The 24955-nt window shown below is 62.0% G+C and carries 23 protein-coding genes; 10 read left to right on the top strand and 13 right to left on the bottom strand.

What is annotated here, in order from left to right:
* The first annotated feature begins 38 nt into the window (after positions 1 to 38).
* Entirely contained in the window at positions 39 to 824 is a 786-nt protein-coding gene (locus DK391_RS20355) for a class III extradiol ring-cleavage dioxygenase (protein ID WP_109479776.1), read from the top strand.
* A gap of 85 nt (positions 825 to 909) precedes the next feature.
* On the opposite strand, the gene DK391_RS20350 is transcribed toward DK391_RS20355, so the two are convergent.
* From DK391_RS20350 to DK391_RS20330, 5 genes are all read right to left on the bottom strand, one after another.
* Positions 910 to 2514 carry an APC family permease gene (locus tag DK391_RS20350; protein ID WP_109479775.1) on the bottom strand — a complete coding sequence of 535 codons (1605 nt, stop codon included), beginning with the start codon at positions 2512 to 2514 and terminating at the stop codon, positions 910 to 912.
* A 359-nt stretch (positions 2515 to 2873) separates the two neighbouring features.
* Positions 2874 to 3545: a VIT1/CCC1 transporter family protein gene (locus DK391_RS20345; RefSeq protein WP_109479774.1), complete on the bottom strand. Its 672-nt coding sequence runs from the start codon at positions 3543 to 3545 to the stop codon at positions 2874 to 2876.
* Between the two features lie 869 nt (positions 3546 to 4414).
* On the bottom strand, positions 4415 to 6331 hold the full coding sequence (locus tag DK391_RS20340) for an AAA family ATPase (RefSeq protein ID WP_109479773.1): 1917 nt from the start codon (positions 6329 to 6331) through the stop codon (positions 4415 to 4417).
* A gap of 489 nt (positions 6332 to 6820) precedes the next feature.
* Positions 6821 to 6982, bottom strand: coding sequence for a DUF1328 domain-containing protein (locus tag DK391_RS20335; RefSeq protein ID WP_109479772.1), 162 nt, complete (start codon positions 6980 to 6982; stop codon positions 6821 to 6823).
* Between the two features lie 121 nt (positions 6983 to 7103).
* Entirely contained in the window at positions 7104 to 8165 is a 1062-nt protein-coding gene (locus DK391_RS20330) for a Gfo/Idh/MocA family oxidoreductase (RefSeq protein ID WP_109479771.1), read from the bottom strand.
* 90 nt (positions 8166 to 8255) lie between these two features.
* Between DK391_RS20330 and DK391_RS20325 the strand changes: the two genes are divergently transcribed.
* Complete coding sequence (locus DK391_RS20325; RefSeq protein ID WP_109479770.1) at positions 8256 to 9212, top strand: LysR family transcriptional regulator; 957 nt, start codon at positions 8256 to 8258, stop codon at positions 9210 to 9212.
* 15 nt (positions 9213 to 9227) lie between these two features.
* On the opposite strand, the gene DK391_RS20320 is transcribed toward DK391_RS20325, so the two are convergent.
* The 6 genes from DK391_RS20320 to DK391_RS20295 form a co-directional block, all read right to left on the bottom strand.
* Positions 9228 to 10034 (bottom strand): IclR family transcriptional regulator, encoded by an 807-nt coding sequence (locus DK391_RS20320; protein ID WP_109479769.1) that lies wholly within the window; start codon positions 10032 to 10034, stop codon positions 9228 to 9230.
* Positions 10035 to 10103: 69 nt separating this feature from the next.
* Positions 10104 to 10835, bottom strand: a complete 732-nt coding sequence (locus DK391_RS20315) for an SDR family oxidoreductase (protein ID WP_109479768.1) — start codon at positions 10833 to 10835, stop codon at positions 10104 to 10106.
* A gap of 15 nt (positions 10836 to 10850) precedes the next feature.
* Positions 10851 to 12164, bottom strand: a complete 1314-nt coding sequence (locus tag DK391_RS20310; RefSeq protein WP_109479767.1) for an MFS transporter — start codon at positions 12162 to 12164, stop codon at positions 10851 to 10853.
* A 66-nt stretch (positions 12165 to 12230) separates the two neighbouring features.
* Complete coding sequence (locus DK391_RS20305; RefSeq protein ID WP_109479766.1) at positions 12231 to 12989, bottom strand: SDR family NAD(P)-dependent oxidoreductase; 759 nt, start codon at positions 12987 to 12989, stop codon at positions 12231 to 12233.
* Between the two features lie 3 nt (positions 12990 to 12992).
* Positions 12993 to 13520, bottom strand: coding sequence for a 2,4'-dihydroxyacetophenone dioxygenase family protein (locus DK391_RS20300; RefSeq protein WP_109479765.1), 528 nt, complete (start codon positions 13518 to 13520; stop codon positions 12993 to 12995).
* Between the two features lie 187 nt (positions 13521 to 13707).
* Complete coding sequence (locus tag DK391_RS20295) at positions 13708 to 14658, bottom strand: LysR family transcriptional regulator (RefSeq protein WP_109479764.1); 951 nt, start codon at positions 14656 to 14658, stop codon at positions 13708 to 13710.
* 283 nt (positions 14659 to 14941) lie between these two features.
* On the opposite strand from DK391_RS20295, the gene DK391_RS20290 reads away from it, so the two are divergent.
* Entirely contained in the window at positions 14942 to 16156 is a 1215-nt protein-coding gene (locus tag DK391_RS20290; RefSeq protein ID WP_109479763.1) for an MFS transporter, read from the top strand.
* A gap of 128 nt (positions 16157 to 16284) precedes the next feature.
* On the opposite strand, the gene kdgT is transcribed toward DK391_RS20290, so the two are convergent.
* On the bottom strand, positions 16285 to 17301 hold the full coding sequence (gene kdgT, locus DK391_RS20285) for a 2-keto-3-deoxygluconate transporter (RefSeq protein ID WP_109479762.1): 1017 nt from the start codon (positions 17299 to 17301) through the stop codon (positions 16285 to 16287).
* A 279-nt stretch (positions 17302 to 17580) separates the two neighbouring features.
* Between kdgT and kduI the strand changes: the two genes are divergently transcribed.
* From kduI to DK391_RS20265, 4 genes are all read left to right on the top strand, one after another.
* Positions 17581 to 18417, top strand: coding sequence for a 5-dehydro-4-deoxy-D-glucuronate isomerase (gene kduI, locus DK391_RS20280; protein WP_109479761.1), 837 nt, complete (start codon positions 17581 to 17583; stop codon positions 18415 to 18417).
* A 32-nt stretch (positions 18418 to 18449) separates the two neighbouring features.
* Positions 18450 to 19205 (top strand): 2-dehydro-3-deoxy-D-gluconate 5-dehydrogenase KduD, encoded by a 756-nt coding sequence (gene kduD, locus DK391_RS20275; RefSeq protein ID WP_109479760.1) that lies wholly within the window; start codon positions 18450 to 18452, stop codon positions 19203 to 19205.
* A gap of 105 nt (positions 19206 to 19310) precedes the next feature.
* Positions 19311 to 20195 carry a DNA-binding transcriptional regulator KdgR gene (kdgR, locus tag DK391_RS20270; protein WP_109479793.1) on the top strand — a complete coding sequence of 295 codons (885 nt, stop codon included), beginning with the start codon at positions 19311 to 19313 and terminating at the stop codon, positions 20193 to 20195.
* A gap of 466 nt (positions 20196 to 20661) precedes the next feature.
* A complete protein-coding gene (locus DK391_RS20265; protein WP_109479759.1) occupies positions 20662 to 20889 on the top strand; it encodes a hypothetical protein in 228 nt (75 codons plus the stop codon).
* A 110-nt stretch (positions 20890 to 20999) separates the two neighbouring features.
* Here DK391_RS20265 and DK391_RS20260 read toward each other — a convergent pair whose 3' ends face one another.
* Positions 21000 to 21908: a LysR family transcriptional regulator gene (locus tag DK391_RS20260; RefSeq protein WP_109479758.1), complete on the bottom strand. Its 909-nt coding sequence runs from the start codon at positions 21906 to 21908 to the stop codon at positions 21000 to 21002.
* A gap of 118 nt (positions 21909 to 22026) precedes the next feature.
* Here DK391_RS20260 and DK391_RS20255 point away from each other — a divergent pair, with 118 nt between their 5' ends.
* From DK391_RS20255 to leuD, 3 genes are read left to right on the top strand one after another with little or no spacing between them, the layout of a single operon-like run.
* The gene (locus DK391_RS20255; protein WP_109479757.1) at positions 22027 to 22905 is read left to right on the top strand and encodes an alpha/beta hydrolase; all 879 of its coding nucleotides are present in this window, start codon (positions 22027 to 22029) and stop codon (positions 22903 to 22905) included.
* A 28-nt stretch (positions 22906 to 22933) separates the two neighbouring features.
* Positions 22934 to 24340 (top strand): 3-isopropylmalate dehydratase large subunit, encoded by a 1407-nt coding sequence (gene leuC / locus DK391_RS20250; protein ID WP_109479756.1) that lies wholly within the window; start codon positions 22934 to 22936, stop codon positions 24338 to 24340.
* Entirely contained in the window at positions 24337 to 24951 is a 615-nt protein-coding gene (gene leuD, locus DK391_RS20245; RefSeq protein ID WP_109479755.1) for a 3-isopropylmalate dehydratase small subunit, read from the top strand. Before leuC ends, leuD begins: the two co-directional genes overlap by 4 nt.
* The last annotated feature ends 4 nt before the right edge of the window (positions 24952 to 24955 follow it).

Below are 24955 nucleotides of genomic sequence, written 5' to 3'. Positions count from 1 at the left end.
AACGAAACCTTTCCGGCCCTGATCCGGCCCGCACCGCCATGAGCCGCTTGCCTTCCCTCTTCCTGTCGCACGGCGCGCCGACGCTGCCGATCGATCCCTCGATGCCTCGCGCCGAATTCGCCTCGCTGTCCGCCGAAGTGCCGCGTCCGAAAGCGATCCTGATGCTGTCCGCCCACTGGATGACGCATCAGCCCGTCGCCAGTACGTCGGATGCACCCGAGACGATTCACGATTTCTACGGCTTTCCGCGCCAGTTGTACGAGATCCAGTACCCGGCGCCGGGCGCGCCCGATGTTGCGCGCCGCGCCTCCGAATTGCTCGGCGAACACGGCATTCCGACAGCAACGCAGCCGCACGGTCTCGACCACGGCGCGTGGGTGCCGATGCTGCTGATGTTCCCGCACGCCGACGTGCCGGTCGCGCAACTGTCGATCCAGCCGAAGCTCGATCCCGCGCATCACTTCCGCATTGGCCGCGCGCTCCGTCCGCTGCAGGACGAGGGCGTGATGATCGTCGGATCGGGGCAGATCACGCATAACCTGCGTGAAGCCGATTTCTCGGCGCGGCCGGAAGATGCCGATCCGCGCGTCACCGAGTTCACCGACTGGTTCGAAGCGCGCCTTGTCGATCGCGATATCGACGCGCTGCTCGATTACCGGCGTCAGGCGCCGCATGCCGCGTTCATGCATCCGACCGATGAGCATCTGTTGCCCGTGTTTGCCGCGCTGGGTGCGGCGGCTGACGATTACACGCTCGGGATCCAGTCGCTCGGGACGTTCCAGCGCTCGCTGGCGATGACCAACTACGTGTTCGGCAACGCCTGATCCGCAGCGCCCCGCACGTAAAAAAGCCCGCCAGAATCTGGCGGGCTTTTTTGTGGGTCAGACGGTCTTGATGACCGTTCGTCAATCAGGCGCCGATGCCTTCGAGAATCTCGTCGTGCGATTCACGCTCGTTCAGATACTCGGTGCGATAACCCGTATGCACGCCCCAGTAATAGAAAATCAGCGCGCAGACGATCACCACCACCATATCCCAGCCGTACGGCAACACACCCATGCCACCGAACTGCTTGCTGCCGATCAGCGACAGGATCGCCATCACGGGCAAGTAGGCCACCAGCCACCACGCCGCCTTCAGATCCTGGTTGAAGCCGCCAAAACCCGACTTCGCCTGGAAGTAGAAGAACACCGGCAGCGCGACGATCATCAGCAGAATGATTTCGCCCGTCAGCGGCCACTTCGCCCAGTACAAAATCAGCGACGCGCACACGAACGCGAACGGCGCGATCACGCTCATGCCGCCAATGCGCAGCGGACGCTCGAGATCCGTCGCCGCACGACGCAGCGCCATCAGGCTGATCGGCCCCGTCAGATACGAGATCACGGTCGCCACCGAAATCACCGCCGCCAGCGAACTCCAGCCACGGAAGAAGAACAGGAAGATAAACGACACGCACAGGTTGAACCACATCGCCGGACGCGGCACGCCATACAGCGGGTGCACGTTGCCGAACATCTTGGGCATCGTGTTGTTGCGCTCCATCGCGTAGATCATGCGCGTGGTCGTCGCCATATAGGTCGTGCCCGTGCCGCTCGGGCTGACGAACGCGTCGATGTACAGCAGGATCGCCAGCCAGTTCAGGTTCAGCGCGATCGCAAGTTCCGCAAACGGCGACTTGAAGTTGAACTGGCTCCAGCCCTTCACGACATCGGCGGGACTCACTGCGCCGAGATACGCGATCTGCAGCAGCACGTAAATCACCAGCGCCAGCAGGATCGATCCGATCACCGCGAACGGTACGCTCTTCGCCGGATTGCGCGCTTCGCCCGCGAGGTTGATCGGGCTCTGGAAACCGTTGAACGCGAACACGATGCCGCTCGTGGCCACAGCCGTCAGCACCGCCGACCAGCCGTATGGCGCGAACGCGCCCGTTCCGCCAAAGCTGTCGCCGAGGTTTTCCTTGTGGAAGCCGCTCATCATCAGACCGAGAATCGTCAGGCCGGGAATGATGAACTTGAAGATCGTGATGGCCGAATTGGCGCGTGCGAACACTTTCACGCCCCAGTAGTTCAGCAGGAAGTAGATCACCACGAGCACCGCGGAGAGCAATAAACCTGGGACGGTCAGCTCGCCGTTGATGAACAGGTTATGCGCCCATTCATACGGCCAGGTGCTCATGTACTGGATTGACGCTTCCGCCTCGATCGGAATCACCGATACGATGGCAATCCAGTTGGCCCACGCGCTGATAAAGCCCACCAGCGCGCCGTGCGAGTAGCGCGCGTAGCGCACCATGCCACCCGACTCGGGGAACATCGCGCCGAGTTCCGCGTAAGTGAGCGCAATCGCCAGAATGACGACTGCGCCGATCACCCATGCGCACAACGCCGCCGGGCCCGCGATCTTGGCCGCCTTCCAGGCGCCGAACAGCCAGCCCGACCCGATGATCGAGCCGAGTCCCGTCAGCATCAGCGCGAAGGGGCCGATGTGCCGTTGAATTGCACTATTCAATTGTCTTCCTCATATCTCAAGAGCACGAAATCCCTTTGCCCTCTTGCTGCGAGCGCAGGTGGATTCCCGTCTTCCTTGTTATTCGAAGGCGAAGCGCGACGGCTGTCGCAAGCTGCACCGCGAGAGGTGTCGTCGATGGTTCTGCTGCCGTCGAGCGAGTGCGCGATGGTCGCGAAATGGCTCGACGGCGTCCAATGCCGATTCCGCATGAGGGTCATGCGCAAAAAACATAACGAGCGTTGAACGCTGTAGTGACGGGCACTGGCGCGGCCCCGTGAAGCATCCGATGATGCGTGTCGCATTGCAGAGCAGTTATCGCGTGCCTGCTTGTTGCTGACGATAGGCTTTCGGTGTCAGCGTCATCCACCTAGCGCGATGATTGCGATTGTCAGCACGACGCCGAGGGTCATCATCGAGAGACCTGCTCTCAATCCACCTGCGCCCGAGAAACGCCCGAGCGCGAAGCCCGCACTGAAGAGCATCACGAGCGTCAACACGCGTGAGACGAACAGTGCTGTGCTGACGTTCTTGAACACGACGAACGGCAACGCTACCGGGAAGGTCGATATCACGACGATCAGAAAGATGCCTGCTGCGCCGATGAAGTCATCGCGCACGAAACGCGCGTGACCCGGCGCGAATTGCGATGCTGCGAGACGCGCGCGAATCTGTTCGAGTTCTGCGTCTGCGACGAGGCTTTTCATCGCTTTGGGCAAAGCGTCGCGCAGTACGTGTATGGCGATGGCTGCATCCTGTTCGCGCTTGATCGTCACGGCGAGCGTGAGGCGCCGGCCGCGGTTCGTCAATGTGCGCACGAGGAACATCACGGCATCGGCGAGTCCCCATGCGATGTTGCATCCTAATGCGGAGAACAGCATCTTGCGGCCCGCGTCCTCACCTGCCGTAACGGCCGACACCGCGCCTACGAATGTCAACGCCATGAAGAGGCCAAAGCAGAGTTCCGATACGCGGTCGATGGTGTCGAGGACGGGTTCGCGGGTTTCTTGCGCGTGGCGTTCGGATGGCGTCATGGGGTTTCCTTTTCGCTGGCGCGGCTTTGTGTATCGGGATGGTACTTGTTCGTGTGGGGTGTGCGGTATTGGACTAAAGGCGGGGTGGTTCTGGTTATGCGGTGGTATGCGTTGTTTGTGTTTTTTTTGGGGCATCCGCATTTTGTTAGTGGTTTGCTAGTGTCGCCCCTGTGCGGGGCGGCACCTACTTTTCTTTGCCGCCGCAAAGAAAAGTAGGCAAAAGAAAGCGGGCTAACACCGCCAGATCTAGTTCTTGCCTGCGGGCCCCCAACAGCCCTGTCCTGTTCGCGGCATCGCCCTTCTCGATGCCCGCTGCCAGCGCTCTTTAAGGGCGCCTCACCCGCTTCATGAACCCGTAGTACTGCGAGCGGCAGCGACCCGTCACTGCAGCCCAGGTGGCAAACGGTGTGTAGGTTGTCGCACATTACGCGTCGGCGATCCTACGAGACACACCGCCTTTGCTTTTCAGTCCGGAGTGATGCGTATAAGGCGCGATAGCCGACACACCGTTTGCCACCTGGGCGGCCTGGGCCGAACTGGTAAGGCCCGATGAGACGCGGGTGTTTGAAGAGGGTGATGCGCTCTTAAAGAGCGCTGGCAGCGGGCATCAAGAGAATCGATGCCGTGTGAAGGATAGGACCGGCTGGGGGCCCGCAGGCAAGTACAAGGGCTGGCGGTGTTCAGCGGCTTTCTTTTGCCTACTTTTCTTTGCCGCTGCAAAGAAAAGTAGGTGCCGCCCCGCACAGGGGCAACGCATGAAGAACCACTAACAAAACGCGGATGCCAGCACAAGTACAAGCACAAGCACACCCCACGAATGCCATCAAAAAACCAAAACCAAAGTCAGAAACAAAACCAAAACCAAAACCTTAAGCAGCCTCCGGCTGCTCCGCCAAATGCAACCCATCCCGCCCCGCCTTGTGCTCACGAATCAGCCGATAAACCGTCTCACCCGCCACAGTCTCCGACTCGAGCAACTGATCAGCAATCGCCCGCAAAACAGGCTGATTCTCACGCAACAACATAAAACAGGCATCATTCAGATCCTTGAGCAAAATATTCGCATGCTCAATCGCCCCCTTCATCTGCAAGCCCGCATACTGAGCCGGCAAAGCCGCAAGGCTAAACAGATCCCCATCTGCATTGAATCCAAACTTCGACACCATATCCAGACTGATCCGCGATGCCTCCTGCAAGTCCTGCGCAGCACCACTCGATGCCTCCGAGAACATCAGCAGTTCAGCATTCCGGCCCCCCAGCAGCACCTGGATTTCATTCCGCATTTCCGTCTCACGATACAGATGCTTGTCCTGCGTCTTCGTGATCAAAGCGACACCCAACGCCCCACCGCGCGGCAGAATCGTCACCTCTTCGAGAATGCCCGTGCCCAGCAGCGCTGCAACCAGCCCATGCCCTGCCTCGTGCACCGCAATGCGCGTGCGCTCGTCTTCCGTCAACGCGCGCTCGGCGCCATTCACGTCACCAATACGCGCAATCTTGATCGCCTCGACGAAGTGCCTGGCCGCCACCGTATTCTCACCCGCCTTGCGTGCGACGAGACCCGCCTGATTGACCACCATCGCGAGCGTCGCAGGCGACAGCCCCGTCGTCAGTCGCGCAAGCTGATTGAAGTCGACATCGTCGGCTTTCGACTTCAGCCTGTCCGCATAGAAACGGATGATGTCGGCGCGATCTTCGAGATCGGGCAAACGCACCTGCACCGTGCGATCGAAACGCCCAGGACGGCGCAACGCTTCGTCGAGATTGTCCGGGTGGTTCGTCGCCGCCACGATGATCACGCCTTCGTTCGATTCGAAGCCATCCATCTCCGCCAGCAACTGGTTGATGATGCGATTGCTCTCGGCTTCGACGGGACCGCCACCCGTGTCGGTGCGTTTCGAAAGACCGTCAGCTTCATCGATGAAAATCACCGTCGGCGCATTCTTGCGCGCCAGTTCGAACAGATGCTTGACCTTCTGGATACCGACTCCGTAGTACTTCGCACTGAAATAGCTGCCCGTGATCGAAATGAAGTTCGCACCGCACTCGCCTGCAAGCGCCTGCGCAAGCCGCGTCTTGCCGACGCCCGGCCCGCCCGTCATCAGAATGCCGCACGGTGCGCGCACGCCCATCCCCGAGAACTGCTTTGGATTAGTCAGGTAAGCCTGAATGTCGGATAGCGCGGCTTTCGCTTCGCCGGCACCAATCACGTCTTCGAACGAAAGCGCAGGCGTCTTTTCCAGCAGCCGCGCGCCACTCGTCATCTCACGCCGCATGAACCACACGAGTCCACCAATCAGCAGCAGCGGCAGCAACACGCTGATCGCGTCGCGCGTCTTGTCGAATGCATTCATCCAGCGTGCAGAGCCAGTGTGAATGTCGGCGTCCGGCAGCCACACCAGTTGATATGGCGAACGCACGTCCGCTTTCATTTCACCCAGCAGCAGTGCATTCGAGAATGCGCCGTTGTGATCAGTGACGTAGTACTTCGCACCGTCAGCCGTCGATACGAGAATCGCATTCGGACTCACGCCCACAGCCGTCACGTTGTGTTCGCGAATATCGCGCAACATCTCCGATGCATCGCGCTCCTGATGGGTCCACGCCGACGTGTCCTTGCGCATCTCGCTCGCGACGCCCGTCAACACCGGCGATCCTTGCACGTTATGCTGCTGGTCATGACGCAGATGCAGAAACGTCACGAGTGCTGCGAACGCCGTCGCAGTCACACCAAGCAATACATAACGACCGTATCGGGACCAGAACGTATTCTTTGCCGGTTTCATCAGTTGATTCCTAAAACGGGCCACATCGTGGCCGACACGCGTTCGCGCGGACAAAACAAAAACGGAGCGCACCGCGCAAAGCGCGGGTCACGAGACTGGATTGGAGTGCAGGCCGCAGCCGCAAGTGAGGAAGGGACCAGTTCTTTAATGCAATGTCGTCGGTAAAAAAGACACGCTTAACCGTCCCTCTTTCAACCGCCATGTACCTATCGCATTATGCCCAGGCTTATGCCAATTCCAAAACGGTAGAAAAGGGCTTATTTCAGGGCTGATTCGCGAAATCGAACCGATTGGCCTTTGAACAGGCGCATCGCAGCACGAAGTGCCGCATTAGTGTCTGAATGGGAAAACACTTTTGACTTCGCAAGCGGCGAAGACATGAAGCGCGGACGTTGCATCCACGCCAAAGTACTCATGCAAAACAACAGGAGTGCGACGGACAAGGCGCAGTACTGTCGGACATTGCGCCTCGCCCTCGCCTCAGACGCTTCAGCGCCGCACGACGCCCATCAGCAACGTCACGATGAAGATGACAAGGAACAGGAAGAACAGAATCTTCGCGATGCTCGCCGCGCCTGCAGCAATCCCGCCGAAGCCAAACACAGCAGCGATGAGCGCAATGACAAAGAAAACCACAGCGTAATACAGCATGATCTGACCTCCGTTGCTTGAGTTATGGTCCGAGGCTGATGCGCGGCCACGTCCCTCCACTTGAGCAAGCCGCGTACCTGCCACGAAGCAACGAAGCTCTCCATGTCTGACGAAAGCGTGGCTAACGTGCAGCGTTCATTCGCGTATCGACGATCGAGCCCGTGCGCGCCGATTCGGCAATCGCTTCGACCACTCTCAGATTCTGCAGACCGTCACGCACGGTGACGAGCGGTTGCGCGCGGCCTTCGATCACATCGCAGAAGTGTTCCAGTTGCCGTTCGAGCGGGTCGGTGCGTTCGACGTGCGCCACCGTTGTGTCGAAAGGCTTCCACCACGAGCGGTCTTCCTTGCGTGCGTACGTTTTCAGGCGCATGGTCGGCACCGACAGCGAACCCATATCGCCGGCGATCACATAGCAATCTTCATCGCCGTACGATGCGTAACTCGTGTTCTCTCGCGAGGTCTGCTCCCAGCTTCGCGCGCAGGCTGCCGTATCGGACAACAGAAACGTGCCGAGCGCGCCATTCTCGAAGCGCAGATTCACCGACACCGTATCTTCTACAGCAAACCCGCGTGCCGCATTCGACGCAAACGCCTGCACCGCGACGATCTCGCCGCACAGCGAACGCAGGTTGCCGATCTCGTGAATCATGTTGATCAGGATCGGTCCACCGCCCGGTTCGCGCCGCCATTGCGCCGCTTCGAAATAGTCATCGGGCTTGAAGAAGGTCGCACTGCCCATCACGCCGACAATCCTGCCGATCCGTCCTTCGCCGATGATCTCGCGCGCTTTCGCGAGAATCGGGCTATGCGCGCGATGATGGCCGACGAGCAGCGGCACGCTTGCCCCATCAGCCGCTACGCGCAGGCGTTCGCCTTCATCGAGCGTATGCGCGACCGGCTTCTCGATCAGCGCGGCCGTCCCCGCGGCGATGCATGCCACCGCCTGATCGACGTGCAACTGGTTCGGCGTCGCGAGCACGACGCCGTCGGGACGCACCGCGGCAAAGAGCGCCGCAAGCGACGGATAGAGCGGCACCTCGACCCGATGAGCAATCTCGCTGGCAGCGGGGCCAGGATCGATGATCGCGGCAAGCTTGCAACGCGGATTCTGCTGGATGAGTTCGATGTGGCGGCGGCCGATGATGCCCGCGCCGGCGACGGCAAGCTGCAGTTGTCTCATGATTTTTCGGTGATAAGCCGCCCAGGGATTGGACGGCTGGAAGAATTGCGATTAGATTACTCTTGCCAATCACCAACACAATGCAGCCAGATGGAAAATCATCATGCGCTAATAGCCAATAATGACGGCTTCCTGCGCGACCTGCAGTTGTTCTGCACCGTGGCGCGCCGCGCCAGCTTCATCATCGCTTCGGCGGAAATGGGCATCTCGCCTTCCCACGTGAGCAAGCGCATCGCAATGCTCGAGAAAAGCCTCGGCGTGAAGCTGTTTTCGCGCACCACGCGCCGCGTCAGCGTGACGGGCGAAGGCGAAGCCGCGTTCCAGTGGGCACAGAAAATCCTCGACGACGTGCAAGGCATGTCCGACGCATTCGCAGAACGCAAGCGCGATCCGAGCGGGCTGTTGCGCATCAGCGCGAGCCTGCGTCTCGGTCATGACCATGTCTCGCCGATTCTTTCGCTGCTGAGACAGCGTTATCCGTCGCTTGAAATCTGGCTCGAACTGCTCGACCGGCGTGTCGATCTGGTCGGTGAGAACTTCGATATCGACATACGCGTCGGCGAAGTGCAGGAGCCGCATCTGATCGCCCACAAGATCACTGATAGCGCGCGCATTCTGTGCGCGTCGCCCGCGTATCTGAAGCGCGCGGGCATGCCGCGCGCGCCCGCCGATCTCGCGCAGCACGACTGCCTGCTGTTCCGCGACAGAGACCAGCGTTTCGGCGTGTGGCGCCTGAGCGGACCCGACGGCGAGCAGGCGGTGAAAGTGACCGGGCCGCTGGCGTCGAATCACAGCGACATCGTGCAGCGTTGGGCACTCGATGGTTATGGCGTGATCATGGCGGCGATCTGGGATGTCGCGTCGAATCTCGAATCAGGTGCATTGGTGCGCGTGCTGCCCCAACACCAGCAACCCGCCGATGTATGGGCGGTGACGTCGGCGCGCGCATCATCGTCCGCGAAGATTCGCGTGTGCGTCGAGTTTCTCAAGGAGCAGTTGACGCATGGACCGCATGCATTGAAAACGCACGGTGTCAGTGGGTTCTGAGGCGCTGGGAGCAGCTCAGTTCGCCGAGCGCGCAGGCCCGAGCCGTTCGGCAATCGCCGCACACGCGGCGCGCAGCGGCTCGACGTATGTTTCGAGTGGCGTATCGCTGCGCCGGAACAGCGGAATGCTCACGCTGATGCACGCGATCGGCAAGCCGTCGGCACCGCGAATCGCGCAGCCATAGCAGAAGATCTGCGCTTCGTTTTCTTCGCGGTCTTCCGCATAGCCGCGTGCACGCGTCTCCTCGAGTTCGGCGCGCAGCGCGTCTGGCTCGACGATCGTGTTGGGCGTGAAGCGCGCGAGCGTCACGCCTTCCAGCAGCCCGTCGCGCGCGGTGTCGTCGAGTGCGGCGAGATACGCCTTGCCGACCGAACTCGAATACAAGGTCACGCGTGTGCCGATACGCGACGCCATGCGCACCGCGTGCGGACTTTCCAGCTTTTCGATGTAGACCATTTCGCTGCCGCTGCGCACGGCGAGGTCCACCGTTTCCTGCGTGGCGTCGCGCAACGTCTGCAACGCGTCCGCTGCCGCGACGCGCACGTCCGAGCGCTCCCAGCTACGGCTCGCGAGCGTCAACAGGCGCGGTCCGAGTTCGAACGTGCCGCCGCGCAGACTCTCGACCACCAGCCCTTCGGCAATTAGCGCACCGACGATCCGATACACCGTCGGACGCGGAAAGCCGCTGGCCGCCGCGAGTTGCGGCACGCTCGGCGCATCCTTCGCGTCAGCGATCAGCTGCAGCACCGACATGAACTTCGAAAAAGCTGCGGTGCCTGTGGCGCGGGCGGCGTCGAGTGCATCGGCGGCGGGTGTCGGCATGGTCGTTTGATGAGCGTTCAAGGTGCGGGACAAGGCGACGCGATTATAGCGAGGCGCCGCGCCATGCCCTTACGCGACCAGATAACCGCCATCGACAGGCAGCACCGTTCCCGTAATGAACGACGCGCCCGGCGAGCACAGAAACGCGACGGCGGGACCGATATCGTCGGGCGAACCCCAGCGGCCCAACGGCGTGCGATCCAGAATTGCCTTCGAGCGTTCGTCGTTCTGCTGCAAGGCCTGCGTCAATGGTGTCGCAATCCAGCCAGGCGCGACCGCGTTCACACGAATGCGATCCGCTGCATATGCAATCGCCAGCGATTTCGTCAGTTGCGCGACGCCGCCCTTGCTCGCGCTGTAACCCGGCACCAGCCCGCCGCCGAAAAAGCTCAGCATCGAAGCCGTATTGACGATGGCACCGCCGCGCACGCTCAACAGCGGCCGCGCCGCCGCACACACGCGCATGGTGCCCGTCAGGTTGATGTCGAGCACCTGCGCGAACACTTCCGGGTCGAGTTCGTCGCCACGGCGGATCACGCCCGCGCAGTTGACCAGCATGTCGAGCGAAGGCAGCGACGCGAACAACGCGTCGACGTCCGCTTTCGATGCGACATCCAGCGGCGCGGTTTCGATGCCGTCAGCGGCGAGCGCGCTGCGTTGTTCGTCGGTCGGCGCAAGACCGGCGGCGATCACACGCGCGCCGAGCGTCGCGAGTTGCCGCGCGATGCCCGCGCCGATGCCTTGCGTGCCGCCCGTGACGACGGCCGTCTTGCCTGCAAAGAGATCGTGTTGAAACGTCATGTCGATGTGTGAAGTTCAGGAGTGAGTCATGCGGGTTTCCGGCGTCGCATTCTGCTCGGCGCGTTCGGCAATCGGCACGCGCACGACGAACATGTACACCAGCGCCGCCGCGAACGCGACGCCCGCGCTGATCAGAAACGCGTTGACGAAAGAATGCGTGCGATCCACCACCACGCCCGTGATGAACGGCGCAAACGAGCCGCCGAAATAGCCGCCGAAGTTCTGGATGCTGCCCAGCGACGCCACCAGATGTCGCGGCGCGGCCACGCTGACGAGCGCCCATGCGGCGCCGCTCGCGAGGTTGACGAAGTACATCGCCAGCGACAGATACACGATGGCAAGCGTCAGCGTCGGCGTGAACGCAGCGGGCACGGTGAACAGCGCCGCGCCGATCAGGCCACAGCAGATCGGCCATTTGCGGCTGCGGATCGGCGCCACGCCGCGCGCCATCAGGCCATCGGCGACAAAGCCGCTCGACAGCATGCCGAGCGTGCCGAAGATGTACGGAATCGACACGACCCAACCCGTCTTCGCAATGGTCAGATGGCGTTCGTGTTCGAGATACGCGGGCAGCCACGTGAGGTACAGCCACACCATATAGATCACGCCCATGAAGCCGAAGATCATGCCCCATGTCGTAGCCGAGCCGAACAGGCCGCGCCATTCGGCAAACGTCATCTTGCGTTCGGCGCGCGCGAGCGGCTCTTCTTCCGTCAGGTGCCTGACTTCGTCGGGTTCGAGCGCGATGTCGCCGCGGTTGCGATAGATCAGATACCAACCAATCGCTACCGCAATGCCGAGCACGCCCATCACGACGAACATCCAGCGCCAGCCGAACGACAGCAGCAGCACGGTGAGAATGGGCGGTGCGAGTGCCGGTCCGATCGTCGATGACGTGGTGAAGATGCCAGTCGGACGACCACGTTCGCGCAGCGCATACCATTCGCTGACGACTTTCGCGCCCGCCGGAAATTGCGGCGCTTCACCGATACCGAGCGCAATGCGCGCCGCCAGAAATTGCGGCAACGTATGCACGAGGCCACCGCACAACTGCGCGCACGACCATACGAACATGCCCAGGCCAAGCATCACGCGCGCGCCGAAACGGTCGAGCATCGCGCCGACGGGAAGCTGCGAGAACGCATACGCAAACGAAAAGGCCGACAACAGCAACCCCATCTGCGATGCCGACAGACCCAACTCGCCGCTCACCGAATGATTGGCGATAGACAGCGTGCTGCGGTCCAGATAATTGACGATGCCCGCCAGCGTCAGAAACGTTAGCGCGATCCATTGAATGCGCCTGAGGCGCGGTGATTTGGCTTGCATGTGTGTCTCCTCCGTTGCTCTTGCGAGTCTTTATGGAAGTTGTTGCGTGAATGGCACTGCCGTCAATCAGTAAGTCGCGCGTCCTCCCGACAGATCGAACACCGCGCCCGTGCTGAACGTGCACGACGATGAGCACAGCCACAGCGTCAGTTCTGCGACTTCGTCGGGTTCGCCGAGGCGCTTCATCGGGCTTTTGTCGATCATGGTCTGCACGTGCGCGGGCGACATCTGTTCGAGCAACGACGTGCGCACGGCAGCGGGTGCAATCGCGTTGACGAGCACGCTGCCTTGCGCGAGTTCCTTGCCGAGCGATTTGGTCAACGTCAGCACGCCCGCCTTCGCGGCGCTGTACGCCGATGCATTCGGCGTGCCTTCCTTGCCCGCGAGCGAAGCGATATTGACGATGCGCGCATCGCGCGCGCGGCGCAGCGAAGGCACGAGCTGGCGGCACACATTGAAGGTGCCCTTGAGATTCACATCGACGATGCGCGACCATTCGGCGGGATCGTACTCATCGAGCGGCATGGTTGGCCCGGCATAGCCCGCATTGTTGACCAGCACATTGACGCCGCCGAAGCGTTCGAGCGTTGCCTGCGCAGCGCGCTCGACGGATGCGATGTCGACGATATCGACGGCAAAACATGCGATGCCTGGATAGTCGGCAAACGAAGCATCCGTATCGCGATCCCACACGGCAACCGATGCACCGCTCTGCGCCAACCGCTGTGCGATCTCCGCGCCGATGCCGCGCGCGCCACCTGTCACGACGGCTACCGCGCCCGTGAAGTCATACGTCGCGCGCCGCAATTCGAAAGGCCCGTTCACCCCTCACCTCACGAACTGGTCGACGTAGTCCGCGCCGAGGCCGACGCGCTCGTAGTGCGCACGGCACATGTCGAGCTTGGTGAACACGTCTTCGTAGCCGGTGTAGTTGCCGTGCGGGTCGCAGTAGTACATGACGCCGTTGACCTGGAAGTAGGTGATCATCTCTTCGACGTCTTCGGGCACGTAGAGCGTGTGCGTCTCGCCCGGCGGCTCGAACACGTAGCTGCCTTCCGTGGCGATCCAGTCGTGCTCCAGATAGCGCCAGCGGCCTTTGAGCACCATGCCGTGCACGGCCTGTGGATGACGATGGCGGCTCAGCACTCCCGACTTACGCACGCGCAGCAGGTTCATCCAGTAGCCGCTCGACACGTTCAGGCACAGCGGCCTGAACCAGACGTTGTCTGCCTGCGGAACCCACACGCGCTCGTCCTGCGGAATCGCGGATTCGACCACGATTTCGCGCAGGGCTTCGGGCGGATTGGGAAGCTGGTAAGGCGTCATCGCGTCGACGCCGTTCGATGGGGCTGTCATTGTGTCTCCGAGGATTTCGTCCATATTATGGACTTGTAAATCGTATTGTGGACACATGGTCGAACGGATCGACGGCGGTGTCAAGCGTAGATTTCGGGCGTGCGAAAGCGCGATCACATCGCCGTGATCGGGAAGAATGCGAAGAGAGTCTGAAAACTGCGCCGCTGAATGGCCGCTTGATGGCCGCTCAGTGCGCGCTATCTGGCGTGCTTTCCGCGGCGTTTTCTAACGCGCCGCCCACGCGCACTTCGAGAAACCGCAACAACGCCTTCACCTTGCTCGAGTGCCTTCGATTAGGCAGATACGCTGCATAGACGACAGCTGCACCGTTTTGCGGGGTCACGTGGCAATCCGCGAACAGGCGCATCAGGCGCCCTGCGCTGATTTCCTGATTGACCAGCCAGTCGGGCAGCAACGCCAGCCCTTGTCCGGCGAGCACGGCTTCGAGCAGCATCTCCAGACTGTTCGAAATGAGCCGCCCGCGCACATCGACGCGTTCGTGCTCCCCGCCACGGCTAAACGTCCACACCTGACGCGCGCGATAACTGCCGCCGTAGGCAATGCGCAGGCACTCGTGTCCGGCGAGCGCAGCGGGCGTCGGCGGCGTGCCCGCACGTTGCAGATAATCGCGACTCGCCACGACATAGCGCGGATTGTCGGCCAGCTTCTTCACGACCAGATTCGGATCGTGCGACAGCAAACCGATCCGCACGGCCACGTCGATGCGATCGAGCGCAAGGTCCGCGAAATGATCGGCGACCACGACATCGAGCGCGATGCGTGGATACTCGGCGAGAAACGCCGCGAGATGCGGCGCAAGCTGCATGCGGTTATACACGGAAGGCACCGTGATGCGCAGCGCGCCCACGGGCGACGCGCCGCTGTCGAGAATGCTTTCGTCGGCTTCAGCGAGATCGTCGAGCACTTTCGATATCTGCTCGACGTAGGCCGTACCCGAATCCGTCAGACTGACCTTGCGCGGTGTGCGCGTGAGCAAGGCCGTGCCCAGCGACGCTTCGAGCGCATCCATCAGGCGCGTCACCGACGAAGTCGCCACGCCCAGACGCTGCGCCGCCCTGGCGAAACCGCCCGCATCGGCGACTTCGAGCAATGTGTTCAACGCAAGCAGTTTGTCCATGGCGGCGATTATGCCCGCGCCGCCAGTTGCGCTCCACGCAACGGACGTTTGCGGCGCGTACCCATTCAAATCGGGCCACACAACCGCTAACCTTCGCCTGTCCGTTTTGCACGCCGCGGGCACCGTTTGCTGCAATTCGCTATGCTGCAAGGCGTTGCCGGCCGCGCGGCGCGTCCGCTGGCACTTTAGTTGGAAAGTCAGCTGGCACATCAGCCGCGCGCAGCGAAAGCACCACCCGCATTCAAGTCATACCCAGCCGTTTGCTACAGGGAAAGGAGTCAGCATGACCAGCAGTTCTTCGACGCTCGCGCGCAGCGAATCAGCCGCGGGACTCACGCGCGGGCTGATCGCGCTGTTCGCGTTCAGTTGCGGCGCGATTGTCGCCAACCTCTACTACGCGCAGCCGATCACCGAACTGATCGCGCCGTCGATTCACATGTCGAGCGGCACGGCGAGCCTGATCGTCTCGCTCACGCAGATCGGCTATGCGCTCGGCCTGTTCTTTCTGGTGCCGCTCGGCGACCTGCTCGAAAACCGCAAGCTGATGATCACGACGGCGCTGGTGTCGATCGTGAGTCTCGCGATTGCGCCCTTCGTGCACGCACCCGGCACGTTCCTCGCCGTCTCGCTGATGATCGGCTTCAGTTCCGTTGCCGTGCAGATCCTGATTCCTCTCGCCGCGCATCTCGCGCCCGATGAAACACGCGGACGCGTGGTCGGCACCATCATGAGCGGACTGCTGCTCGGCATTCTGCTGTCGCGGCCGATTTCGAGCATCGTTGCGGGTCATTTCGGCTGGCGCGTCGTGTTCGGCGCAGCCGCCGTGCTGATGGCGTTTGTCACGATCGTGCTCGCGCTGACCATTCCGACGCGACAACCATCGCATCAGGCCACCTATCCGCAACTGATCGCTTCGCTCGGTCATCTGGTGCGCACGATGCCCACGCTGCGTCATCGCGCGCTGTATCAAGGGCTGATGTTCGGTTCGTTCAGCCTGTTCTGGACTGCCGTACCCATCGAACTGACGCGTCACTACGGTCTGTCGCAGACGGCCATCGGCATATTCGCGCTGGTCGGCGCTATTGGTGCAACCTCGGCGCCCGTTGCAGGCCGTCTCGCGGACGCGGGCCACACGGTGCGTGCGACGCTGATCGCGCTGGTGGTCGGCGCGCTTGCCTACACGCCTGGGCTGATCCATCCCGCGTTCGGCGTCGGCGGACTGGTCGCGACGGGCGTGGTGCTCGACTTCGCGGTGCAGATGAACATGGTGCTCGGCCAGCGCGAAATCTACGCGCTGCATGCCGCGAGCCGCAACCGGCTGAATGCGCTCTATATGACGAGCATTTTTGTCGGCGGCGCAATCGGATCGGCACTGGCCAGCCCGTTGTACGAGCATGGCGGCTGGACCCTGGTGGCGAGCGTCGCGACGGCTTTCCCCGTGATCGCACTGCTGCACTATCTCGCGGTCGGCAGGCCGCATGCAGCGAGCCGCGCATGACAACCTGAACGGCTTCGCCACGCGCTGAAAACGGCAACGGCGCGAACCGGCTCGATTGAGTCGCCGGTTCGCGCCGTTTTTCTTTTGGTGCGTGTCTGGTTATGCGTAGTTCGAGTGCTATTCGAATGCTATTCGTGTGCGCCGAGCGGTTGAGGTAACGGCCCGTCGTCCGGTTCCAGGCGCTCGCTCAAACCAGCCTTGATGCGCGCACGCCGCGACCACATTGCCACCAGAATCGGCACGAGAATCGCCGTCACAAGACAGGCCGTCGCGACCATCGCCGTTGCGGCCGGAACCATCGGTTTGAAGCGCGGAATCATCTCGCCGATGATCGACGGATTCGCCACGGCCGCGCCCGCTGTCGATGAAGCCGCCAGCCCCGCCGCGCCATTGCCGCCCGCGATCCCGCGGTCGGCGAGAATCAGCGGAATGCCCGTGATGACGATCACGGCAAGGCCAAGCAGCACGCCCGGAATGCCGCTCTTGATGATCACGTTCAGATCGATGCCGTTGCCGAGCGCAAAGCCGAAGAACGGAAGCAGCGGCACCACGCAGCGGCCGAACAGTTCGCGCAGCGCGCTATCCAGATTGCCGAGCGTAAAGCCCACGAGGAACGGCAGCACCGCGCCGACAAACAGACGCGGCTCGAAGAACGCGACGCCCGTCGCGCCCAGAATGCTCATGCTGACGAGCGGCCCCGACTCGATCGACATCAGCACGAACGCGCCCGCCTCTTCCTTGCTGCCGTACTGCTGCATCACAGCGGCGTAGAGGCCGCCGTTGGTCATGTCCATCGAGGTCGTGATGGCCAGCACCGAGAGTCCGGCGAACAGCCCTGTCTTGATGCCGTCGATAGGCAGCAGCGACGACGCGATGACGGTCGCGAGCCACGCCACCAGCATCTTCGTGACGAGCAGCGTGCCCGACTTGCGCAGCACGGTGCCCGTGGCGCGCAGATCGATGGTGGCGCCCATGCAGAAGAACCACACGGCGAGAATCGGCACAGTGCCGGTGATCAGCCCGTTGGTGAACGAGCCAAAGTATTTGCCGGCATCAGGCGCGAACGAATGCACGCAGGCGCCGAGCAACAGCGGTATCAGCATGAGACCGCCCGGTACGCGGTCGATTGCCTTCTTCAGTTTCATGTCTCCTCCATACGACGCCAGGCCGGTGATGGGAACGGCGTAACGAGCCGGTATGGTCCGGCTTCCTTCGCCTGTTCGCGGACTATATCATCGTCAAAGGAACGTTGTTCCGATTTTGTTAGCATCGAGATTAATCGTTTACCCTGCTATCACAAAAACGCTCCGGGAATACGATGATTTGACGTTTTCTTTATTTCGGACCAGCGTTCCGATCATGCTAGACTGCGCGCAAAACCAACCCGGACGCGGCGTTCAGCGCGCGGCCCACGCGGAGGAGACATGGAAGTCAGACAGAGCATCAACAGTGACTACGCAAACACGCTCGACACGGCCGGCCTCAGAAAAGAGTTTCTGGTGGAAAAGGTTTTCGAGCCGGATACGCTCGCGCTCACATATAGCCATATCGACCGGATCATCGTCGGCGGCGCGTTTCCGCAGACGCGTGCCGTCGAAGTGCCCGGCTCGCTCGGCAAGACGATCGGCGTCAGCTATCTGCTGGAGCGGCGCGAACTGGGCGCGATCAACATCGGCGGCAACGGCTGGGTCGAGGCCGACGGCAAGCGCTTTATCGTGCGCAACGAGGAAGCGATCTATGTCGGCAAGGGGACGCAATCGCTGACTTTCGGCAGCGACGATCCTGCGCATCCGGCAAAGTTCTATCTGAACTGCGCGCCCGCGCAGGCCACGTATCCGACGCGCACCATCACGCTCGCCGAAGCCTCGCCGCAAACGCTCGGCGATCCCGCCACCAGCAACCGCCGCACGATCTACAAGTTCATCGTTCCCGAAGTGCTGCCTACTTGCCAGCTGTCGATGGGCATGACGAAGCTCGACCCAGGCAGCTTGTGGAACACGATGCCGTGTCACACGCACGAGCGGCGCATGGAGGTGTATTTCTACTTCAACGTCGCCGACGATGCCGCCGTGTTCCACATGCTCGGCGAGCCGCAGGAGACGCGCCATATCCTCGTGCACAACGAGCAGGCGGTGATTTCGCCGAGCTGGTCGATTCACTCGGGCGTCGGCACACGGGCTTATACGTTCATCTGGGGCATGGTCGGCGAGAACCAGGTGTTCAGCGACATGGACCATCTCGCCGTGCGCGATCTGCGCTAACGACGCGTGCTTTCATCGAACGGGAACAGCGCATGACTTCTTTCGATCTGACAGGCAAGGTCGCACTCGTCACGGGCAGCAACACGGGCCTTGGCGCGGGCATGGCGCGCGCGCTCGCCGCGGCGGGCTGCGACATCGTCGGCGTGAGCCGCTCGGACGATAGCGACACCGCGCAGCATGTGAACGCGCTGGGCCGACGCTACGTCGGCGTCAGCGCCGATCTGTCGAACACGCGCTGCAGCGACGACATCGTGCGTTCCGCGCTCGAAGCGTGCGGGCGCATCGACGTGCTGGTGAACAACGCGGGCATCATCCGGCGCGCAGACGCACTCGCCTTCACCGAAGATGACTGGGACGATGTGATGAACGTGAACCTGAAAAGCGCGTTCTTTCTGGCGCAGGCCGTAGCGCGTCATTTCGTCGAAACAGAGAAGCGCGGCAAGATCATCAACGTGGCGTCGATGCTGTCGTTTCAGGGCGGCATACGCGTGGCGTCGTACACGTCGTCGAAAAGCGGCATGCTCGGCCTCACGCGTCTGCTTGCCAACGAATGGCCGGCGCGCGGCATCAACGTGAACGCGATTGCGCCGGGCTACATGGCAACCTCGAACACGGCGGCGCTGCGCGACGACGAGCAGCGCAACAGCGAGATTCTCGCGCGCATTCCGGCGGGACGTTGGGGCACACCTGACGATCTGGCGGGGCCCGTGGTGTTTCTCGCTTCGCCCGCGTCGGATTATGTGCACGGTCATACGCTCGCAGTCGACGGCGGCTGGCTCGCGCGATGACGCGATTTGATGTGAATTGCACGGCGCACGCGGTATATTCCGACGATCAGCCCTTGTTTGTGCTCTGGAAAGACCGTTGTGACGAAACCCGCTGTGAAGAAACCCATGACAGCCATCGACAAACTCAAGACCGCGCCCGCTGCGGCGCGTAAGCGTGCGGCAGCACCGCTCGCACCTGAAGCGGATGCCGCCGACAAGGGCGAATCGTTATCGTCCGTCGCGCGCGTGTTCGCGATTCTCGGTGCGATCGGCGATAGCGGGCAGATCGGCATCAGCGAGTTGTCGCAGCGGCTGTCGCTGTCGAAGACGACCGTGCATCGCATGTTGCAAACGCTCAAGGCGCTGGGCTATGTGACGCAGGAAGTCGAGACCGAGCGTTACCGGCTGACGATCCGCCTGTTCGAACTTGGCGCGAAGGCGCTGGAGAGCGTCGATCTCGTGCGTGAGGCCGACATCGAGATGCGGCGGATCGGCAGCGTGACGCGTGAGGCCGTGCATCTTGGCACGTTCGACGAAGACGCGATTATCTACATCCACAAGATCGACGCCGATTATGGGCTGAGGATGCAGTCGCGGATCGGGCGACGCAATCCGCTGCATAGCACGGCGATCGGCAAGGTGTTGCTCGCTTACATGGATCCCGCTGAGGCGCGCGAGGTCTTGTCGCATATCGAGTTTCGCAAGTCGACGGCGAAAACGCTCGCATCTGCCGATGCGGTGATGAGCATCTTGCCGCAAGTGCGGGCGCAGGGTTATGGCGAAGATATCGAGGAGCAGGAAGAAGGCTTGCGGTGTCTTGCTGTGCCTGTTTTTGACCGGTTTGGGCGGGTGATCGCCGGGTTGTCGGTTTCGTTTCCAACCATGCGATGTGGGGCTGATACCAAGTTGCATTACGTTGCGCTGCTTAAGGATGCTGGGGCGGCGTTGTCGGTGAGGTTGGGGTATCGGGAAGCTGTTTTTCAGTCTGTTGAGGTGGGTGATCTGGGGTGAAGGTTTTTGGTTTTTGCGGTTTTGGTTTTTTTTGGGGCATCCGCGGTTTGTTAGTGGTCTGCTAGGGTTGCCCCTGTGCGGGGCGGCACCTACTTTTCTTTGCCGCCGCAAAGAAAAGTAGGCAAAAGAAAGCGGGCTAACACCGCCAGTTCTTGTTATTGCCTGCGGGCCCCCGACGGCCCCGTCCTGTTCGCGGCATCGATCTTCTTAATGCCCGCTGCCAGCGCTCTTTAAAGGCGCATCACCCACTCCAAACTCCCGCGTCACAGCACACCTTACCAGTTCGGTTCAGGCCGCCCAGGTGGCAAACGGTGTGTCGGCTTTCGCGCCTTATACGCTTCACTCCGGACTGGACAGGGCCCGCGACACGCCGTCGCATCCGGTCCAGGACTCGTCCGATTCGTGGCATCGAGGCTCCTGCTTATCCTGATTTCTGTCTCGAAATTCACTTTGACAGAGGTAGGCCATGAGCCCGTTTTCATTGATCGATATCGCACGCCTGAACAGGCGCGCTCATCCCCAAACGACATACAGCACCCTGCTCGCAAGAGACGTAGCCGATGTCGTCACCTATGATCCCCTCGGCGGAACCAACGAACTGCGATCGAAAATGACCGCAATGGTCGGCACGATGTTCGCCCTGTCTTTGCTCATATCCGCTGCGCTGGCCGTCGTCTTCTTCCTGCTCGACTAATCCATCGACGATGACCACACATAGAAAAAGCCCGTACGAGAGACGGGCTTTTTTATGCGTGCGCACCCGCGCCGGGAAATGCCGAAGTCAACGGCTTGCTTGCCGTTGGCTCACGGCACACCATCGGTTGTTCCTTTCCGCAAGTATTCCCCGAGAAAATCGACAAACGTCCTCAGCTTCACAGAAAGCTGATTGCGCTCCAGATAGATCGCGTGAATATCGCCACTCGGCAACGCCCAGTCGTCCAGCAGCGGCACAAGTTCGCCGCGCGCCAGATACGCGTTGATCTCCCACTCCGACCGCACGACAATCCCGCGCCCCTGAAGCGCCCACCACAACACGGCACTGCCATCATTGCTGGCCAACGGCCCGTCCACCTTCACTGTCTCTACGCGCTTGCCGCGCGAGAAATGCCACGTGCCGTACGCGGAATCGTTCTCCCGCAACACGATGCACGCGTGCCGCGTCAGATCATGCGGCAAGGTCGGCTTGCCATGCCGCGCCACATACTCCGGCGAAGCGCACACAACGCGCCGGTTCTTCATCAGCAAGCGCGCATTGACCCGCGCATCGGGCACTTCGCCAAAACGGATCCCAAGATCGAAGCCTTCTTCCTGCAGACTCAACGGCCGGTCGGTCAGATGAAGCTGAATTTTCATTGCGGGAAACTGTGCAACGAAATCGGAAATCGCCGGCGCTATCCGCGCCCGACCAAATCCGAATGAAGCATTCACCCTCAGCAAGCCCGTCGGCTCAGCGCGGCTGCGCGTCACCAGTTGCTCCAGTTCCTGCAATTCACCCAGAATCCGCGACCCGTTCGCCAGATACAACTCACCTTCCGCTGTCAGACTCAAGCGCCGCGTGGTGCGGTTCATCAGCCGCACACCGAGCCGCCGCTCCAGTTGCGCAAGACGCTTGCTGACGGCCGGCGGCGTCACGCCGATCTCGCGCGCCGCCGCAGCCAGATTGCGATGCCGCGCGACCAGCGCGAAAAGATTCAGATCCGAAAACCCGTCCATCCGCCCTCTCTCCCATACTTGCCGCGATTCGTTCCCACAAGTTACGACCGGAATGCTTTCACGGAAACCCAATCTCACAAGGCATCAATTAGACTCGATTCAACTTCAGGAGACAACGATGTTCGAAGGTTTCACCGATGCGTCGATCCATACCGACGGCATCCCGATTCACGCGATCAAGGGCGGACGCGGCCCCGCCCTGCTGCTGTTGCACGGTCACCCGCAGACGCACGCGATCTGGCACAAGGTCGCGCCAGTGCTCGCCGAGCACTTCACCGTCGTCGCCGCCGACCTGCGCGGCTACGGCGACAGCGGCAAGCCGCAAGGCACGCCAGATCACGCGAACTACGCAAAACGCCGCATGGCGCTCGATCAGGTTGAACTGATGCGCGCGCACGGTTTCGACTCGTTTGCCGTGATCGGCCACGACCGCGGCGGTCGCGTCGCTGCGCGCATGGCGCTGGATCACCCCGACGCCGTCGAGCGCCTCGTCACGCTGGACGTCGCCCCGACGCTCGCGATGTACGAGAAAACCTCGTTCGATTTCGCCCGCGCCTACTGGCACTGGTTCATGCTGGTGCGGCCCGCGCCGTTTCCGGAGACGCTGATCCGCGCCGATGCCGATCTCTATCTGAAGCAGACCATCGGCGCGCGCAGCGCGGGCCTCGCGCCGTTCACGCCACAAGCGTACGCGGAGTATCTGCGCTGCCTGTCCGATCCCGCGACTGCGCACGGCATCTGCGAGGACTACCGCGCGAGCGTCACGATCGATCTCGATCACGACCGCGCGACGCTCGCCGCCCACCAGCAGATCCAGTGCGATTTTCTCGCGCTGTGGGGCGCACAAGGCGTGATCGAGCAGTGTTTCGATCCCCTCGCAGAATGGGGCGCCTACGCGCCGCAAGTGCAGGGCGAAGCGCTGCCGTGCGGCCACTACATCCCCGAAGAAGCGCCGCAACTGCTGCTCGAACGCGTGCTGCCATTCCTTCGCGCCTGACTTCAACGCCGCACTACTCCTTAACGCCATGTCGAAACGAACCCTCTACCAGAAGCTCGTCGATTCGCACCTCGTGTCGCGTATCGACGATCAGAACGTGCTGCTGTACGTCGATCTGCACCTGATGAACGAATACACCAGCCCGCAAGCGTTCAGCGCACTCGAAGCGCGCGGCCGCAAGGTCCGCAGGCCGCAGCAGCAACTGGCCGTCGTCAGTCACATCATCCCGACGCACGCGGAAACGCCACGCGTGATCCGCGATGCAGCATCGCTGCTGCTCGCGCAGAATCTCGCCCGCAACTGCGAACGGGCCGGCATCCGCATTCTGGCCGCGAACGATCCGATGCAAGGCATCGAGCACATCATCGCGCCCGAAATGGGCCTCGTGCGGCCCGGCATGGTCGTGCTGTGCGGCGACAGCCATACGACGACTTACGGCGCACTGGGCGCGCTCGGTTTCGGTATCGGCACGTCCGAAGTCGAGCATGTGCTCGCGACCCAAACGCTCGTCTACCGGCTCGCGCAGACCATGCGCATCACGATCGACGGCGCATTGCCGTATGCCACGACGTCGAAAGACGTGGTGATCTGGTTGCTCAGCAAGATCGGCGCGCAGGGCGCGCGCGGCTATGCCGTCGAGTTCGCGGGATCGACCATCGCGTCGCTGTCGGCGGAAGCGCGCATGACCTTGTGCAACATGACCGTCGAAGCCGGCGCGCGCGCCGCGCTGATCGCACCCGATGCGACCACCTTCGACTACGTGCGAGCACATGTCGAAGGGCTGGATGAAACCGCATTCGAAGCATGGCGCACGCTGCATTCCGACGCAGGCGCAAGTTTCGATGCCGAACATCGTTTCGACGCACGCGACATCGCGCCGTTCGTCACGTGGGGCACGAGTCCCGACCAGGCCATCGCCATCGATCAGCGCATTCCCGACGAAGCCGAACAGGCATCGCCGGAAGCAGCCGCGTCGCTGCGCCGCGCGCTCGATTACATGCACCTCGAAGCGCACCAGCCGCTCGCCGGCACGCCCATTCAGCGCGTCTTTATCGGCTCGTGCACGAATGGGCGCATCGAAGATTTGCGCGTCGTCGCGCAGATCGTGCGCGGCAAACACGTCGCCGATGGCGTGCGCGCGATGGTCGTGCCCGGTTCGGGCAGCGTGCGGCGCGCGGCGGAACAGGAAGGCATCGCGCAGACGCTGATCGATGCGGGCTTCGAATGGCGCGAGCCGGGTTGCTCGATGTGCCTCGCGATGAACGACGACATGCTCGACGAAGGCGAACGCTGCGCATCGACCACCAACCGCAATTTCGAAGGCCGCCAGGGACGCGGTGGCCGCACGCATCTGATGAGTCCCGCCATGGCCGCAGCCGCCGCGCTGACCGGCTGCATCACCGATGTCCGCACGCTGGAGGCACACGCACAATGAAACGCTTGACGACCATCGAAGGCACGGCGGCGCCCTTGCCCATCGCCAACCTCGACACCGACCAGATCCTGCCGAAGCAGTTTCTGCGCATCATCGACAAGGCCGGTCTCGCTGACGGACTGCTCTACGACCTGCGGTTCGATCCGCACGGAACCCCGCGCGAAGCGTGCGTGCTGAATCAGCCGGAATATCGAGGCGCGCGCATCCTGATCGGCGGATCGAACTTCGGCTGCGGATCGAGCCGCGAGCACGCGGTGTGGGGCTTGCAGCAATACGGGTTCGAGGCCGTGATCGCGCCGAGCTTCGCGGAGATCTTCTATTCGAACGCGATGAACAACCGCCTGCTGCTCGTGCAACTCGAACGCGATGCAATCGATGCACTCGTGCAGGCATCGACGCAATCACCCGAATCGACGCTGCGCATCGATCTCGAACGTCAAACCGTGACAGCCGCCGACGGACAGACCTGGACGTATCCGCTCGGCGCACGCCACAAGCGCATGGTGATCGAAGGCATGGACACCATCGACCTGACGCTGTCCTCGCTCGCCGACATCGAAGCCTTCGAGCAACAGCACTTCGCGCAGCACCCATGGGCGAGCGTGCTCTGAGCGC

Origin of the sequence: Paraburkholderia sp. C35 (assembly GCF_003121405.1) — a bacterium.
Lineage (GTDB): Bacteria > Pseudomonadota > Gammaproteobacteria > Burkholderiales > Burkholderiaceae > Paraburkholderia.
The sequence above is the reverse complement of the archived record's forward strand: the minus strand, read 5'-3'. Positions and strand labels throughout refer to the sequence as shown.

What these genes read in the sequence shown, in the direction of transcription:
- DK391_RS20355 (WP_109479776.1), top strand. Translation starts at nt 39, where the DNA reads ATGAGCCGCTTGCCTTCCCTCTTCCTGTCGCACGGCGCGCCGACGCTG.
- DK391_RS20345 (WP_109479774.1), bottom strand. Translation starts at nt 3,545, where the DNA reads ATGACGCCATCCGAACGCCACGCGCAAGAAACCCGCGAACCCGTCCTC.
- DK391_RS20340 (WP_109479773.1), bottom strand. Translation starts at nt 6,331, where the DNA reads ATGAAACCGGCAAAGAATACGTTCTGGTCCCGATACGGTCGTTATGTA.
- DK391_RS20335 (WP_109479772.1), bottom strand. Translation starts at nt 6,982, where the DNA reads ATGCTGTATTACGCTGTGGTTTTCTTTGTCATTGCGCTCATCGCTGCT.
- DK391_RS20330 (WP_109479771.1), bottom strand. Translation starts at nt 8,165, where the DNA reads ATGAGACAACTGCAGCTTGCCGTCGCCGGCGCGGGCATCATCGGCCGC.
- DK391_RS20325 (WP_109479770.1), top strand. Translation starts at nt 8,256, where the DNA reads ATGGAAAATCATCATGCGCTAATAGCCAATAATGACGGCTTCCTGCGC.
- DK391_RS20320 (WP_109479769.1), bottom strand. Translation starts at nt 10,034, where the DNA reads ATGCCGACACCCGCCGCCGATGCACTCGACGCCGCCCGCGCCACAGGC.
- DK391_RS20315 (WP_109479768.1), bottom strand. Translation starts at nt 10,835, where the DNA reads ATGACGTTTCAACACGATCTCTTTGCAGGCAAGACGGCCGTCGTCACG.
- DK391_RS20310 (WP_109479767.1), bottom strand. Translation starts at nt 12,164, where the DNA reads ATGCAAGCCAAATCACCGCGCCTCAGGCGCATTCAATGGATCGCGCTA.
- DK391_RS20300 (WP_109479765.1), bottom strand. Translation starts at nt 13,520, where the DNA reads ATGACAGCCCCATCGAACGGCGTCGACGCGATGACGCCTTACCAGCTT.
- DK391_RS20295 (WP_109479764.1), bottom strand. Translation starts at nt 14,658, where the DNA reads ATGGACAAACTGCTTGCGTTGAACACATTGCTCGAAGTCGCCGATGCG.
- DK391_RS20290 (WP_109479763.1), top strand. Translation starts at nt 14,942, where the DNA reads ATGACCAGCAGTTCTTCGACGCTCGCGCGCAGCGAATCAGCCGCGGGA.
- kdgT (WP_109479762.1), bottom strand. Translation starts at nt 17,301, where the DNA reads ATGAAACTGAAGAAGGCAATCGACCGCGTACCGGGCGGTCTCATGCTG.
- kduI (WP_109479761.1), top strand. Translation starts at nt 17,581, where the DNA reads ATGGAAGTCAGACAGAGCATCAACAGTGACTACGCAAACACGCTCGAC.
- kduD (WP_109479760.1), top strand. Translation starts at nt 18,450, where the DNA reads ATGACTTCTTTCGATCTGACAGGCAAGGTCGCACTCGTCACGGGCAGC.
- kdgR (WP_109479793.1), top strand. Translation starts at nt 19,311, where the DNA reads ATGACAGCCATCGACAAACTCAAGACCGCGCCCGCTGCGGCGCGTAAG.
- DK391_RS20265 (WP_109479759.1), top strand. Translation starts at nt 20,662, where the DNA reads ATGAGCCCGTTTTCATTGATCGATATCGCACGCCTGAACAGGCGCGCT.
- DK391_RS20260 (WP_109479758.1), bottom strand. Translation starts at nt 21,908, where the DNA reads ATGGACGGGTTTTCGGATCTGAATCTTTTCGCGCTGGTCGCGCGGCAT.
- DK391_RS20255 (WP_109479757.1), top strand. Translation starts at nt 22,027, where the DNA reads ATGTTCGAAGGTTTCACCGATGCGTCGATCCATACCGACGGCATCCCG.
- leuC (WP_109479756.1), top strand. Translation starts at nt 22,934, where the DNA reads ATGTCGAAACGAACCCTCTACCAGAAGCTCGTCGATTCGCACCTCGTG.
- leuD (WP_109479755.1), top strand. Translation starts at nt 24,337, where the DNA reads ATGAAACGCTTGACGACCATCGAAGGCACGGCGGCGCCCTTGCCCATC.